A 13,664-nucleotide genomic window follows, 5' to 3' on the forward strand; every position below is an offset into this window, starting at 1 on the left:
TGCATCGATCCCCAATGTAAATAAGAAAATGCTTAAAAGAAGCCCGCCAGCATGTGTTGCTCACGCGCGGCGTGGCTGTCGACCAGGGGGTGCAGCTTCAAGAGACTGACGGATGCCGCCAGAGCGTCTTGCTTGCCTTTCCCGTACATGCAGATGAGCAGATAAAAAAATCCGGCCGCGTTGCGCAGCCGGATTTTACCTTCAAGGTTTTGTATCGGCTTCTCAGAAGAAGCCGCGGCGTTGCCACCAGCCGGCTTTTTTCGGCTTTCCGTCATTGTCGGCCTCGGCAGGCTCGCTGCGCGTGGATTTGACGGTCGGGATCGACGAAGAGGAGATGTTCGATTCGCGATTGGCGCGGACCGGCTTGGCTTCGTCGTCTGCCGGCGTGGCGAGATCGGCGGAGGCTTCGACCGTTTCGGCTTCCGCTTCCGCAGGTACGGCTTCGACAACCGGTTCCTCGACGGGAGAGGGGGCCGCCTTGCGGCGGCTGCGGCCCTTGACGGGCTTGGCTGCGGCGACAAACGCGCCGGTTTCGACGGCTGCCATCGCCGGCTGGCCATCGCCGGCTTCTTCGGAGAACGCCTCGACGATTTCGGCCTGCGTTTCAGCCTCGGTGCCATCCCCGGCATCAGCGGCATTTTCATTGTCGGCTTCAGCGCCGGCGCTCACTTCTTCGCCTTCCTCGCGGTTGCGGCGCCCGCCACGCTTGCCGCGGCGCCGGCGTTTGCGGCGCTGGGATTCTTCGCTTTCAGCCCCCGTTTCGAAGGTTGCTGCGGCTGTATCATCGCCCTCGCTACCTTCTTCGTCGCCTTCATCCTCGTGACCGGTTTCGCCGGAAACGGTATCCTGAGCGGCGATTTGCTCACCAGCACCATTGCGTCCACGCCGGCGGCGGCGGCGCTTGCGCTTGCGGCTGCCTTCGCCGTCACCTTCGGCGCGCTGCTGGGGCGCACGCTCGGCGGCTGGGGGCTTTTCATCCACATCCTCGTCTTCTTCCTCCTCCGTCTCGATGACGATATCTTCGTCGTCATCATCGGGAATGGCTGCGAAGTTGAAGAGGGTTTCGATCTTGACCGGATTTTCGACCGGCTCGCCGCGATCGATCGCAAAATGCTGCGAACCGACTGCGCTATCGGCATCGACGACAATCGCGACGCCGAAACGGGTTTCATAATCGATGATCGACTGGCGCTTGTGGTTGAGCAGGTAGAGCGCGATTTCGGGCGTGGTGCGCACGGTGATGTCGTGCGTCGTGTTCTTCAGCAGGTATTCCTCGATGCCGCGCAGCACATGCAGGGCGACGGAGGACTGCGAGCGCACATGGCCGGTACCGCCGCAATGCGAGCAGACCTGAGTCGTGGATTCGAGCACGGAAGCGCGGATGCGCTGGCGCGACATTTCAAGCAGGCCGAAATGCGAGATGCGGCCGACCTGGATGCGGGCACGGTCGTTCTTCAGGCATTCCTTCAGTTTCTTCTCGACGGCGCGGTTGTTGCGCTTTTCTTCCATGTCGATGAAGTCGATGACGATGAGACCGGCAAGGTCACGCAGGCGAAGCTGGCGGGCGACCTCATCGGCCGCTTCGAGATTCGTCTGAAGTGCGGTGTCCTCGATCGAATGTTCACGGGTCGAGCGGCCGGAGTTGACGTCGATCGAAACGAGCGCTTCCGTCTGGTTCATGATCAGGTAGCCGCCGGACTTCAGCGTCACCTGCGGCTGCAGCATGCGGTCGAGTTGCGCCTCGATGCCGGAGCGCGAGAAGATCGGATGGATGTCGCGGTAAGGCTGAACGACCTTGGCGTGGCTCGGCATCAGCATCTTCATGAAGTCTTTCGCCTCACGATAGCCTTCCTCGCCGGAAACGATGATTTCGCTGATGTCCTTGTTGTAGAGGTCGCGGATCGAGCGCTTGATGAGCGAGCCTTCCTCGTAGACGAGGCAGGGGGCCGTGGACGCGAGCGTCAGCGTGCGGACGTTTTCCCACAGGCGCATCAGATATTCGAAGTCGCGCTTGACCTCGACCTTGGTGCGGTTGGCGCCAGCCGTGCGCAGGATGACGCCCATGCCCTGCGGGACTTCGAGCATCCGGGCGATTTCCTTGAGACGCTTGCGGTCCTGCGGATTGGTGATCTTGCGGGAAATGCCGCCGCCGCGAGCCGTGTTCGGCATCAGGACCGAGTAGCGGCCTGCGAGCGAGAGATAGGTGGTGAGCGCCGCGCCCTTGTTGCCGCGCTCTTCCTTGGCAACCTGCACAAGCAGGATCTGGCGACGCTTGATGACTTCCTGAATGCGATACTGCTTGCGCGGCTTGCGCTGCACGCGGTCGGGAACCTCTTCCATCGCATCTTCGGCGCCGACCGATTCGATCACTTCCTCCTCATGATCGTCATCGTCGTCGTCGTCATTGCCGCGGCGGCGGGAATCGACGTCTTCGGAGATCGAGTCGGTCTCCACAGCAGCAGCTATGCTGCCGCCGACAGGCCCCTCGTCATCATCGTCGACGACGGAGGCGGAAGGTGCTTCGACATCGGTCGGGACGGCGTCTTCGGTCGGCGTGGTTTCGACGACCTTCTTGCGGCTGCGACGCGGCTTGGCCTTCTTGGCCGGAGCCTCTTCTGCGGCCGGAGCGCTTGCTTCAGCCGGAGCGGCGTCTTCGGAAGCCTCTTCGGCGGCCGGCTCCTTTGCCGGCAAGATGCCGGTGTCGGGCTGCTCCTGGGTCGACGGGTCGCTCACGGGTGCGGTTTCGACATGCTCGACGTCGTCGTCTCGGCGGTGCTCCTCGGCCTCGGCGCGAAGCAGGGCCTGACGGTCGGCCAGCGGGATCTGGTAATAGTCGGGATGGATTTCGGCAAAGGCCAGGAAGCCGTGCCGGTTGCCGCCGTAATCGACGAAAGCGGCCTGAAGCGAGGGTTCGACCCTCGTTACTTTTGCGAGATAGATGTTGCCGCGTATCTGCTTCTTGTGCTGCGACTCGAAGTCAAATTCTTCTATACGGTTTCCGCGAACGACAACGACACGTGTCTCTTCCTCGTGAGACGCGTCGATAAGCATTTTGTCTGCCATGTAAGGTGTGCTCCTCGGCGCAGCCGCAGACACCCATTCCCGCCCGTATTGATAACAGGGGGCATGCGGTCGAGCGTGGGTGCGCCGGATAATGAAAGTCGCGATTGGTTCGGGCGGGACAGCAGCAGCCAGGCGACAGCGGGGAATTCATTCTCCCGGGGCCTGTAGACTTTGGATAAAACCTGCTGCGAAACCATTATGACCAAGCGAGATCGACAATACTTAAGACCCCTGGGGGTCCGATGAGTTTGCTCCTCGGAGCGTTTGGTGGCTATCCACCGATGAAGTTTCCGCATACGCCGGAAAATTCAGGATCCAGTTTACTATGGAGAGAAGCGCGTAAGACGGCGGACGATTGCCGGTTGTGGCGCCAGGTCCTCGTGGGGTTGGCAGCCGCGCGGCGACTCTATCCCGTCAACACTTTCTAACCTGAAAATCGTTGTATGGTTTCTCTGTCACAATAGCAAGGGAAAAGCCAAATGCGCCATAATATTGATGGATTTGGAAATGCATAGACAATCGGGGAATTGGCGGTCCTGATTCGGCGGTGGCGGACAATCGCTCAAGCGGGCGGTGCGTGCATGAGGCTGCAAGGATCCATCGCAATGACAGATAGGGTGTGGCGGTCGAGTGTTTAAGAGGGTGCGGTCCGCAGCGGGGGAATCCGGCAAGCGGAAGACGAAATTCGTAGGCGTGCTCGCTGCAGCGGCGGTTTCGCTTCATGCCATGGTCGCGCTTGCCGCCGGTCCGAAGAAGCCAGAGGCGCTGCTTGCCTATGGCGCACGCATCATCGGCGACGACGCCCGTACCCGCGTCGTCATCGATTTCGACCGGCAGCCGAGTTTTTCGGTCCACTATATCGCCAATCCCGAGCGCATCGTCGTCGATCTGCCGGCGACCGCGTTCGGTTTCCAGGCCAAAGATCTGGCGGCGAGGGGGCTTTTCAAGGACATCCGCTACGGCACGATGGACGAAGGCAGCGCCCGCATCGTGCTGAGCGCCGTCAAGCCGGTGAAGCTGGCCACGGCCAAGGTGCAGGCCGACGAGGATGGCAGGGGTTACCGCCTCGTGCTCGATGCCGAGATGACCGGCAAGGAGGAGTTCGCGGCCCTCGTCAAGGCGCAGTCCTGGAGCGATCCGGCAGACCGTCCGCAGTCGGGTCCAATACCGGCGCCGCAGGCGGCACAGCCTGGCGACTTCATCATCGCCGTCGATGCCGGCCATGGAGGCATCGATACCGGCGCGATCGGCGTCGATACCAAGACCGAGGAAAAGCAGGTGACGCTTGCCTTCGCCAAGGCGCTGGCCGACCGGCTGAACCGCGAGCATGGCATCAAGGCCTTCCTCACCCGCAGCGAGGATGAATTCCTGTCGCTTGCCGAGCGCGTGCAGATCGCCAGGCAGAACCATGCCGGCCTCTTCATCTCGCTGCACGCCGATACGCTGAAGCAAAAGGATATCCGCGGCGCGACGGTATATACGATCTCCGACAGGGCCTCCGACAAGCTCGCCGCCGATCTTGCCGAGCGCGAAAATCTTTCCGATCAGATCGCCGGCAAGGAAACCGCCGCCGAACCACCGGAAGTGGCCGATATCCTGCTCGACCTGACGCGCCGCGAGACTCAGGCCTTCTCGATCTCGCTGGCCGAAAGCGTGCTCGGTTCGTTCAAGGATCAGATCAGTACGATCAACAATCCGCATCGGCATGCAGGCTTCCAGGTTCTGCGGGCGCCCGATGTGCCCTCGATTCTGCTCGAACTCGGCTTCCTCTCCAACGCGGAAGACGAAAAGCTGCTGCTCGACGAGAAATGGAGGGTGAAGATCGCCGAGCTGTTGACCGATGCCGTCAAGCGCTATCGCTCTTCCGTGGTTGCCAATGGCGGCTGAGGCCGTGGCTGAGATGTGACACCCGCGGCGAAAGCAAAGCGGAGCATGTGAATGGGGCAGGGGAGCCCTATTTTGCTCACATTCAGGCCGTTACTCGCCGCTATGTTTTCGACTAGCCAGGCTGGACGGCTTGTCGCGATGGCGCTCATGGAGTATGCCCGCGCGATGTGCAAATCGCCCGCTTCCATGCAAATATAGTGCCTGCACCGATTGAAATTTGGAATACCGGTAGCTCAATATGATCAGACTCCTTGGATATTTCTTCGGAATTGCTTGCGTCCTGTTTCTGGGCGCTGCTGCCGTCGTTGCCGTCTACCTGGCAAACGTCGCGAAGGATCTCCCCGATTACGCCGTCCTGAACAGCTATGCGCCGCCGGTCACCACCCGCGTTCATGCCGGAAACGGCGCGTTGATGGCCGAATACGCCAAGGAAAAGCGTCTTTTCCTGCCGATCCAGGCGATCCCGGATCGGGTCAAGGCCGCCTTCCTTTCGGCCGAAGACAAGAATTTCTACAACCATCCCGGCGTCGATCTCAGCGGGCTTGCGCGCGCCATCGTCGTCAACCTGCAGAATTTCGGCTCCGGCCGGCGTCCCGTGGGCGCCTCGACGATCACGCAGCAGGTGGCCAAGAACTTCCTTTTGACATCCGACCAGACGATCGACCGCAAGATCAAGGAAGCCATCCTCTCCTTCCGCATCGAGCAGGCCTACAGCAAGGACAAGATCCTCGAGCTCTATCTGAACGAGATCTTCTTCGGCCTGAACTCCTACGGCATCGCCGGGGCGGCGCTCACCTACTTCAACAAGTCGGTCACCGAACTCACCGTTGCCGAAGCCGCCTATCTCGCCTCGCTGCCGAAGGGCCCCGCGAACTATCATCCCTTCCGCCATCCAGATGCCGCGGTGGAGCGCCGCAACTGGGTCATCGACCGCATGGTCGAAAACGGCTATGTGAGCCCGAGCGACGGGGCGGAAGCCAAGAAGCAGCAGCTCGGCGTGACGGCCCGCAGCACCGGCCCCTCGCTCTTTGCTTCTGATTATTTCGCCGAAGCCGTTCGCCGCCAGCTCATCGGCCAATATGGAGAAAAGGCGCTCTACGAAGGCGGCCTTTCGGTCCGCACCTCGCTCGATCCGCAGATGCAGCTCGCCGCCCGCAAGGCGCTGCAGGACGGCCTGACGACCTACGACGAACGCCGCGGCTTCCATGGAGCGCTGAAGGCGATCGACACTACCGCCGATTGGGGCAAGGCGCTCGCGGAAATTCCAGCGCTTTCCGACGTGCCCGAATGGCGCCTCGCCGTCGTGCTTGCCGTTTCCACCGAAAGCGTCGACATCGGCCTCCAGCCCCGCAGGGACGGCGCCGGAAAGGCTGCCGCCGAGCGCGAGCATGGCACGATCGAGGCGAAGAACATGCAGTGGGCCTACCGCTCCTCGACCGGCGAGCGCAAGACGGCCAAATCGCCCGAAGGCGTGCTTTCGCCGGGCGACGTCGTCTATGTCGAGCGGTTGGGAGGCGAAGGCTCGACGTCTTACCGTCTGCGCCAACCGCCGAAGGTTCAGGGCGGCCTCGTTGCCATGGACCCCAAGACCGGCCGCGTCCTTGCGATGGCAGGCGGCTTCTCCTATGGGCAGTCGGAATTCAACCGCGCGACGCAGGCGATGCGCCAGCCCGGCTCCTCGTTCAAGCCGTTCGTCTATGCTGCGGCCATGGACAATGGTTATACGCCCGCCTCGGTGATCATGGACGCGCCGATTGAGGTCGTCTCCGGCGGCCAGGTCTGGAGGCCGGAAAACTACGGCGGCGAATTCAATGGTCCGTCGACGCTGCGCTCCGGCATCGAGCACTCGCGCAACCTGATGACCGTGCGCCTTGCCAATGACCTCGGCATGAACATCGTTGCCGAATATGCCGAGCGCTTCGGCATCTACGACAAGATGCCGGCATTGCTTGCCATGTCGCTCGGCTCCGGCGAGACCACCGTGTTGCGTATGGTTTCGGCCTATTCGGTGATCGCCAACGGCGGCAAGCAGATCAAGCCGACGCTGATCGATCGCATCCAGGACCGCTACGGCAAGACGATCTTCAGACATGAGGAACGTCTCTGCGACAGCTGCAATGCCGGCGACTGGCAGAATCAGGAAGAGCCGAACATCGTCGACAACCGGGAACAGGTTCTCGACCCGATGACGGCCTATCAGATCACCTCGATGATGCAGGGCGTCATCGCCCGTGGCACTGCGGCCGGCAAGATCGACCTCGGCGGGCGCGACGTGGCTGGCAAGACCGGCACCACCAACGACGAGAAGGATGCCTGGTTCGTCGGCTTCACGCCCGACCTCGTGGCCGGCCTCTACATGGGCTTCGACAATCCGGCGCCGCTTGGCCGCGGCGGTACGGGCGGCGGCCTCTCGGCTCCCATCTTCAACGAATTCATGCAGGCAGCCGTCAAGGACATGCCGGAATCGAAATTCGTCATCCCGCAGGGCATGAACCTGATCCCGATCGACCGCAAGACCGGCATGGCGGCGATGGAGGGCGATCCGAACACCATCATCGAGGCCTTCAAGCCCGGCACCGGCCCGGCCGACAGCTTGTCCGTCATCGGCATGGACAGCACGATGGCGCCGGAGGAGATCCTGAAGACCTCGCCGCAGGCGAACCAGGCCGTGCAGTCTGGCGCAGGCGGCCTCTACTGAACAATCCCAGCACCGATGCGGCGGCCGCGGCTCTTTACATCCGCGGCCGCCGCAACTATTTGACGGACCAACTCAAGACCAACGCAAAGAAGCAGGAAAATGCGAGCGGAAATCGAAAACGTAGTCGATGAAACCAAGCAGGCTATCACCCTGCTGAGGAGGCATCTTTGACTGGGACCAGGCGATAAGACGGCTGGACTGGTTAAACAACAAGGCAGAAGACCCGAATCTCTGGAACGATGCTGCCGAAGCTCAGAAGCTGATGCGCGAACGCCAGCAGCTCGATGACGGCATCAACGGCGTGAAGCAGCTCGAACAGCAGCTGAACGACCATGTCGAACTCATCGAGATGGGTGAGGAAGAGGGCGATGAAAGCATCGTCAAGGAGGCCGAGGACGCGCTGAAGAGCCTGAAGGCCGAGGCCGCGCGCCGCCAGGTGGAAGCCATGCTTTCAGGCGAGGCCGACGCCAACGACACCTATCTCGAAGTGCATTCGGGTGCCGGCGGCACCGAAAGCCAGGACTGGGCGAACATGCTGCTTCGCATGTACACGCGCTGGGCGGAACGCCAGCGTTTCAAGGTCGAGCTTCTCGAAGTCCATGACGGCGAAGAGGCGGGGATCAAGTCGGCGACGCTGCTGGTCAAGGGCCACAATGCCTATGGCTGGCTGAAGACGGAGTCGGGCGTGCACCGGCTCGTACGCATTTCGCCCTATGACAGCAATGCGCGCCGCCACACGTCCTTTTCGTCGATCTGGGTCTATCCGGTGGTCGATGACTCGATCAACATCGAAATCAACGAAAGCGACTGCCGCATCGACACCTACCGCTCGTCGGGCGCGGGCGGACAGCACGTGAACACCACCGACTCGGCAGTGCGCATCACGCATATTCCGACCGGCATCGTCGTTGCCTGCCAGCAGGAGCGCTCGCAGCACAAGAACCGCGCCAAGGCCTGGGACATGCTGCGCGCGCGCATGTATGAAGCGGAACTGAAGAAGCGCGAAGAGGCAGCAAGCGCCGAAGCGGCATCCAAGACGGAGATCGGCTGGGGCCATCAGATCCGCTCCTACGTGCTGCAGCCCTATCAGCTGGTCAAGGACCTGCGCACCGGCGTTTCGAGCACGGCACCTGGCGACGTACTCGATGGCGACCTCAACGAGTTCATGGAAGCAGCGCTTGCGCACCGCATCAGCGGCAAGCCGGACGCAGTGCTCGAGGACGTTGATTGACAACGAGGGGAAACGGTCAGGGACGGTCAGTGTCTGGATTAAACGCCTTTCGTCCGGCTTAGTGCCAAATCCGCTTGCAGCATGTGGTCGCAAGCGGCCTTGGCCTGTAGGCGCAAAGCCAATGGCAGACAATCATCAAGATGACGTGCCGATGGATAACCTTGCCTTACCTCCCGATTTAAGGGCGCTGCTATCTCGACACGAGTGGAGGCAGGTCGATCTGGGATGTTCGTCTGCAGCCGTGTTCGGGCTCGCTGAAGGTGGCAGGACGCAGTTTTTCCTGAAAGGCGAAATTGCGGGTCCCTTTGCGGAATTGCCGTTGGAGGCGGAGCGTCTGCTGTGGCTTGCCGAGCAAGGGCTGGCGTGCCCCAGCGTCGTCGCCCTGGAAAGCCATGAGGGCAGAAACTGGCTGCTGCTGAGCGCGCTTGACGGAAAAGACCTGGCTTCGTCCAGGTCGACCCCTGATGGGCAGCGCATCGAGATCCTGGCGGCCGCTTTACGTCGATTGCACGAACTTGATCCTGCAAACTGCCCTTTCGACCACAGGCTGACGGTTCGTTTGAGGCTTGCCAAGGCGCGGATGGAAGCAGGCGCCGTAGACGAGAGTGATTTTGACGAGGAGCGGCTAAACGCAACCGCTGCGAGCCTTTTCGCCTACCTTGAAGCCAACGAGCCTGACGTGACGGATCCCGTCGTTGCCCATGGCGACGCCTGCTTGCCGAACTTCATGACGCATGAGGGCCAATTCAGTGGATATGTCGATTGCGGCCGTCTGGGGGTTGCCGATCGATACCAGGATATTGCGTTGGCACTGCGCAGCATCCGATACAACGTCGGTCAAACATGGGTTCAACATTTCCTCGATTGTTATGGGCTTTCCGGCATCGATGACGCGAAAGTCGCCTACTATGTGGTGCTGGACGAGTTCTTCTAATCGCGGAAATCCCTTTCGACAAAAAAGGCCGAGCGCCGGAGCCAGGGGTCTCTTCGGCAACCCGGCCTGCTTCGATCAGACGGCAGATTGCTGAACTTCGTCGCATGCCTGCCATGATGTGGCGCGCAATTTCCGGCAGTCGGACGCAATTGCGTTCAGTTCGATCCGAGCGCTTGTCTCGATAAACCGTTTCAGCCTCTAATGGCAGTCCTTCCCCGTCGTTGTTCGATGCGACCAGACGCTCGCGTCCTCATGCCGGGCCGTGCAGACAGTGACTTTGCAGACAGCGACAGCCGAGCAGCAGTCGCCGACCTCGGGCTGTTGCATGGGGACAACACCGGCCGATCTCTTTACGCGGCGGGGTTGATCCGGTTTCGGTTGTCCGCGATGCTTGGGCTCCAATTGGTCCGATCCCCGGGAGACTGACATGAAAGCGAACCTGTCCAACCAGAAAGGAAACATCGCCCACAAGGACATTCTGCTTCATGCACATTCTGTTTTCCCGCGCGAGGAAAAGCCCGCCGCGCCATAACCGCTTTCTGAAATTCTTCCGCGTCTCTCCAAGCAAGGCCGACCGCGACAGGCGCTGCTTGCGCATGCGCAAGTTCCTCTCCTACTATCGCCCGCACCTGCCTTTGCTGCTGGCGGATCTGCTCTGCGCGATCGTCGTCGCCGGCACCGCGGTGGCGCTGCCGCTCTGCGCCAACTTCGTCACAAGCCGCCTTCTGGCTCTGCCCAACATGCCGGAGGCCTACGAGCAGATCCTTGCCGTCGGCGCCTTCATGCTTGCCATCCTGGCGATCCAAACCGTTGCCATCTTCTTCGTCGACTATCAGGGGCACGTGATGGGCGCCCGTATCGAGGCCGCCGTCCGCCAGGAGCTCTTCGAACACTGCCAGAAACTCTCGTTCAGCTTCTACGACCGCCAGCGCACGGGGCAGTTGATGAGCCGCATCACGAACGATTCCCTGTGGCTGGGCGAGCTTTTCCACCACGGCCCGGAGGACCTCTCCATCGCCGCACTCAAATATGGCGGCGCCATGCTGGTGCTGTTTTTCATCGATCCACCTCTGGCCAGCCTCATCCTGCTGCTCACGCCGGTGGCGGCGGCCTATGCGTTGCATTTCAACCGGCGCATGAACCGCGCGCTCGAAGCGAGCAAGCGGCAGATCGCCGCCGTCAATGAACGCGTGGAGGACGCCCTGGCGGGCATTCGGGTCGTCCAGTCCTTCGCCAACGAGGCGCTGGAGCAGGAGCGCTTTGCCAAGCTGAACCTTCGGTTCCTGAAGGGCCGCGCCGACGGATACCGCAGCGAGGCCTGGTTTTCGGTGGGTATCGAGACCTTTGCACAGCTCATCACGATACTTGTCATCGTGATCGGGGGGCTGCGCATCCTGACGTCGGAGCTGTCGGTGGCGGACATCCTCACCTTTCTGCTCTGCGTGGCGGTGCTGGTCGATCCGATGCAGCGGCTCGCCAATTTCGTCCGCCTTTGGCAGGAGGGCTACACCGGCTTCGTTCGGGCCATGGAGATCCTGGAGATCGCACCCGACGTCTTCGACCGCCCTGCCGCCCGCCCGATGCCGGCTCCAGCGGGCGAGATCAGTTTTTCCGACGTCGACTTCGGCTACGAGGCCGATGGTCCAAAGGTGCTCGAGCGGCTCTCGTTCACCATTGCCCCTGGCGAGTTCGTGGCCCTGGTTGGCCCTTCAGGGGTGGGTAAGAGCACGCTTTGCGCGCTCATACCGCGCTTCTACGATGTGCAGGCCGGAGCGATCCGCATCGACGGCACCGACATTCGCGACGTGACGCTGGCGTCACTGCGGCGACATGTCGGGGTGGTGCAGCAGGACGTCTATCTCTTTGCCGGCACCGTGGCGGAAAATCTGCGCTACGGCCGGCCCGACGCGACCGATGCCGAGGTGGAGGCCGCCGCTCGTGCCGCCAACGCTCACGACTTCATCGCGGCTCTGCCCAATGGCTACGCGACCGATATCGGTCAACGCGGTGTCAAGCTTTCGGGTGGCCAGCGGCAGCGCCTTACGATAGCGCGCGCCTTTCTCAAGGATCCGGCGATCCTGATCTTCGACGAGGCAACCAGCGCGCTCGACAACGAAAGCGAGCGGGCGGTCCAAAAGGCGCTGCTCAGTCTGGCGAAGGGCCGCACCACCCTGGTCATCGCCCACCGCCTGTCCACCGTCCGCCATGCCGACCGCATCCTGGTGCTTACGGGCGATGGCATCATCGAACAGGGCACCCATAACGACCTCATGGCGCAGGAAGGCGTCTATGCCAACCTGCACAGCGTGCAGGCAAGCATTTGACCATTGGCCCGCCCCAAACGGCGGTGGGACAGGGGTCGAAAGGCGGCGGTACGGGTTCGGGCCTCTTAGCTCGACGGACGCGTGGCAAGGGCGGCGATGGCGATCGCGGTGGCGCTTAGAGCCGCCGCGACGGCGAAGGTGAACTGCATGCCTGTGGCAACGGCTTCGGGAGGTGCCGTCGTGATATCGGCCGTCATCGCGCCAAAGGCGAAGACGGCGCCCATGACGGAAGCGCCGGTGATGAGCCCGAGATTGCGCGACAGGCTGAGAAGGCCGGAAACGACGCCCCGCCGATCGGCGGGGATGTCCATCATGACGGCGGTGTTGTTGGCTGCCTGGAACAGCTGATAACCCGGGGTCAGGACGGCAATGGCGGCAATGTAGCCCGCAATGCCGAACATTGCCGGAAGCACGGATAGGGCAACTGCACCGACGGTCATCTCGATCAGTCCGGCGATGACCACGACCGGCGCGCCCAAACGGTCGACAACACGGCCAGCCGGGGCGCCGGACAGCGCCGAGACAAGCGGGCCAATCGACATGACCATGCCAACAAGCGCCGCGTCGAGCCCGAGCACGCGGGAGAGATAGAACGGGCTCACCACCAAGGTCGCCATCATTGTCGTCGAGACGAGGGCATTCATGGCGAGGCTGGCGCTGAACTTTGAATCGCGGAATGCTGTCAAGCGGATCAAAGGCGATGCCGCCTTCGCCTCAGTGAGAAAGAAGAGGACGATGCCCGTAAGTGCAGCCATCAGGAGCGTCGCATTCAGCGTGCCGAAATCGCCGCGCCCTGCCGTCGTGGCGAGCGCATAGGCAGCGAGCGTGCCGGCAAGCAGCAGCGTGCCCAGAGCGTCGAATCCAGGGCGATCGGTTTTCGGCGAATCGCCGTCGACGGGCAGGAACCGGTGGGCAAGAAAGTAGGCCAGCAGACCAAGCGGGATGTTGGCGAGAAAGATCGCCCGCCAGCCGAACCAGGCAATGACAATGCCGCCAAGGGACGGACCGAGCGCGGTTCCGATTGCCGACATCGCTCCGAGGAGGCCGATGGCGCGGCCCGTTCTTTCCCTTTGGACCGTCTCGAAGACGAAGGTCATGGTCAGCGCCATCAGGATGGCTGCGCCGAGGCCCTGCGCGGCCCGGGCAGCAATCAGCCACCAGAGCGAGGGCGCAAGCCCGCAGAGCGCCGAGGCGGCGGCAAACACGAGCAGCCCTGCCAAGAGAACCCGCCGGCGCCCGGCAATGTCGCCCAGCCGTCCAACGCCGACGATCAGGATCGTGATCGCCAGGAGGTAGGAGAGCACAACCCACTGCACCTGTTGGAATGGTGCGGCGAACACCTTGGCCAATGTCGGCAAGGCGACATTGGCAACGCTCGTGCCGAGCGAAGATAGCAGCATGGATAGGCAAAGGGCGGCAAGCGCCCATCGAACCGAACTTGCCGGGATTGCCCCATCCTCGGTGGCGTCATTTGTGCAGGAGGTCATCGCCGCTTCCCTCAGGCCGCTGCGCTGTTGACGATCCAGC

At 62.2% G+C, this 13,664-nt stretch carries 8 protein-coding genes; 5 read left to right on the forward strand and 3 right to left on the reverse strand.

All coding sequences use genetic code 11. From position 1 onward, the window contains the following. Nucleotides 1–32: 32 nt before the first annotated feature. The gene (locus tag AM571_RS07840) at nucleotides 33–275 is read right to left on the reverse strand and encodes a hypothetical protein (protein WP_074060933.1); all 243 of its coding nucleotides are present in this window, start codon (nucleotides 273–275) and stop codon (nucleotides 33–35) included. Further along, entirely contained in the window at nucleotides 223–3,063 is a 2,841-nt protein-coding gene (locus AM571_RS07845; protein ID WP_074060934.1) for an Rne/Rng family ribonuclease, read from the reverse strand. The genes AM571_RS07840 and AM571_RS07845 overlap by 53 nt, the downstream gene beginning before the upstream one ends. 726 nt (nucleotides 3,064–3,789) lie before the next feature. Between AM571_RS07845 and AM571_RS07850 the strand changes: the two genes are divergently transcribed. The 5 genes from AM571_RS07850 to AM571_RS07870 all read left to right on the forward strand — a co-directional run bounded on the left by AM571_RS07850 (nucleotide 3,790) and on the right by AM571_RS07870 (nucleotide 12,137). Beyond that, entirely contained in the window at nucleotides 3,790–4,950 is a 1,161-nt protein-coding gene (locus AM571_RS07850) for an N-acetylmuramoyl-L-alanine amidase (protein WP_420493382.1), read from the forward strand. 238 nt (nucleotides 4,951–5,188) lie between these two features. Further along, nucleotides 5,189–7,648 carry a penicillin-binding protein 1A gene (locus AM571_RS07855; protein ID WP_074060936.1) on the forward strand — a complete coding sequence of 820 codons (2,460 nt, stop codon included), beginning with the start codon at nucleotides 5,189–5,191 and terminating at the stop codon, nucleotides 7,646–7,648. A gap of 99 nt (nucleotides 7,649–7,747) precedes the next feature. Beyond that, a protein-coding gene (gene prfB / locus AM571_RS07860; RefSeq protein WP_132552188.1) for a peptide chain release factor 2 occupies nucleotides 7,748–8,879 on the forward strand; the annotation gives its coding sequence in 2 pieces (ribosomal slippage) (nucleotides 7,748–7,816 and nucleotides 7,818–8,879; 1,131 coding nt in all). Between the two features lie 121 nt (nucleotides 8,880–9,000). Further along, nucleotides 9,001–9,813 (forward strand): APH(3') family aminoglycoside O-phosphotransferase, encoded by an 813-nt coding sequence (locus AM571_RS07865; protein WP_081377043.1) that lies wholly within the window; start codon nucleotides 9,001–9,003, stop codon nucleotides 9,811–9,813. A 485-nt stretch (nucleotides 9,814–10,298) separates the two neighbouring features. Further along, nucleotides 10,299–12,137: an ABC transporter ATP-binding protein gene (locus tag AM571_RS07870; RefSeq protein WP_074060937.1), complete on the forward strand. Its 1,839-nt coding sequence runs from the start codon at nucleotides 10,299–10,301 to the stop codon at nucleotides 12,135–12,137. A 65-nt stretch (nucleotides 12,138–12,202) separates the two neighbouring features. Here AM571_RS07870 and AM571_RS07875 read toward each other — a convergent pair whose 3' ends face one another. Beyond that, entirely contained in the window at nucleotides 12,203–13,624 is a 1,422-nt protein-coding gene (locus tag AM571_RS07875; protein ID WP_074060938.1) for an MFS transporter, read from the reverse strand. Nucleotides 13,625–13,664: the final 40 nt, after the last annotated feature.

It is taken from the genome of Rhizobium etli 8C-3 (genome assembly GCF_001908375.1).
In the GTDB taxonomy this organism is placed as follows: Bacteria; Pseudomonadota; Alphaproteobacteria; order Rhizobiales; family Rhizobiaceae; genus Rhizobium; species Rhizobium etli_B.

Excerpts from the sequence above, each read along its gene's own strand:
- AM571_RS07840 (WP_074060933.1), bottom strand. The coding sequence starts at position 275 with ATGACGGAAAGCCGAAAAAAGCCGGCTGGTGGCAACGCCGCGGCTTCT.
- AM571_RS07845 (WP_074060934.1), bottom strand. The coding sequence starts at position 3,063 with ATGGCAGACAAAATGCTTATCGACGCGTCTCACGAGGAAGAGACACGT.
- AM571_RS07850 (WP_420493382.1), top strand. The coding sequence starts at position 3,790 with ATGGTCGCGCTTGCCGCCGGTCCGAAGAAGCCAGAGGCGCTGCTTGCC.
- AM571_RS07855 (WP_074060936.1), top strand. The coding sequence starts at position 5,189 with ATGATCAGACTCCTTGGATATTTCTTCGGAATTGCTTGCGTCCTGTTT.
- AM571_RS07865 (WP_081377043.1), top strand. The coding sequence starts at position 9,001 with ATGGCAGACAATCATCAAGATGACGTGCCGATGGATAACCTTGCCTTA.
- AM571_RS07870 (WP_074060937.1), top strand. The coding sequence starts at position 10,299 with ATGCACATTCTGTTTTCCCGCGCGAGGAAAAGCCCGCCGCGCCATAAC.
- AM571_RS07875 (WP_074060938.1), bottom strand. The coding sequence starts at position 13,624 with ATGACCTCCTGCACAAATGACGCCACCGAGGATGGGGCAATCCCGGCA.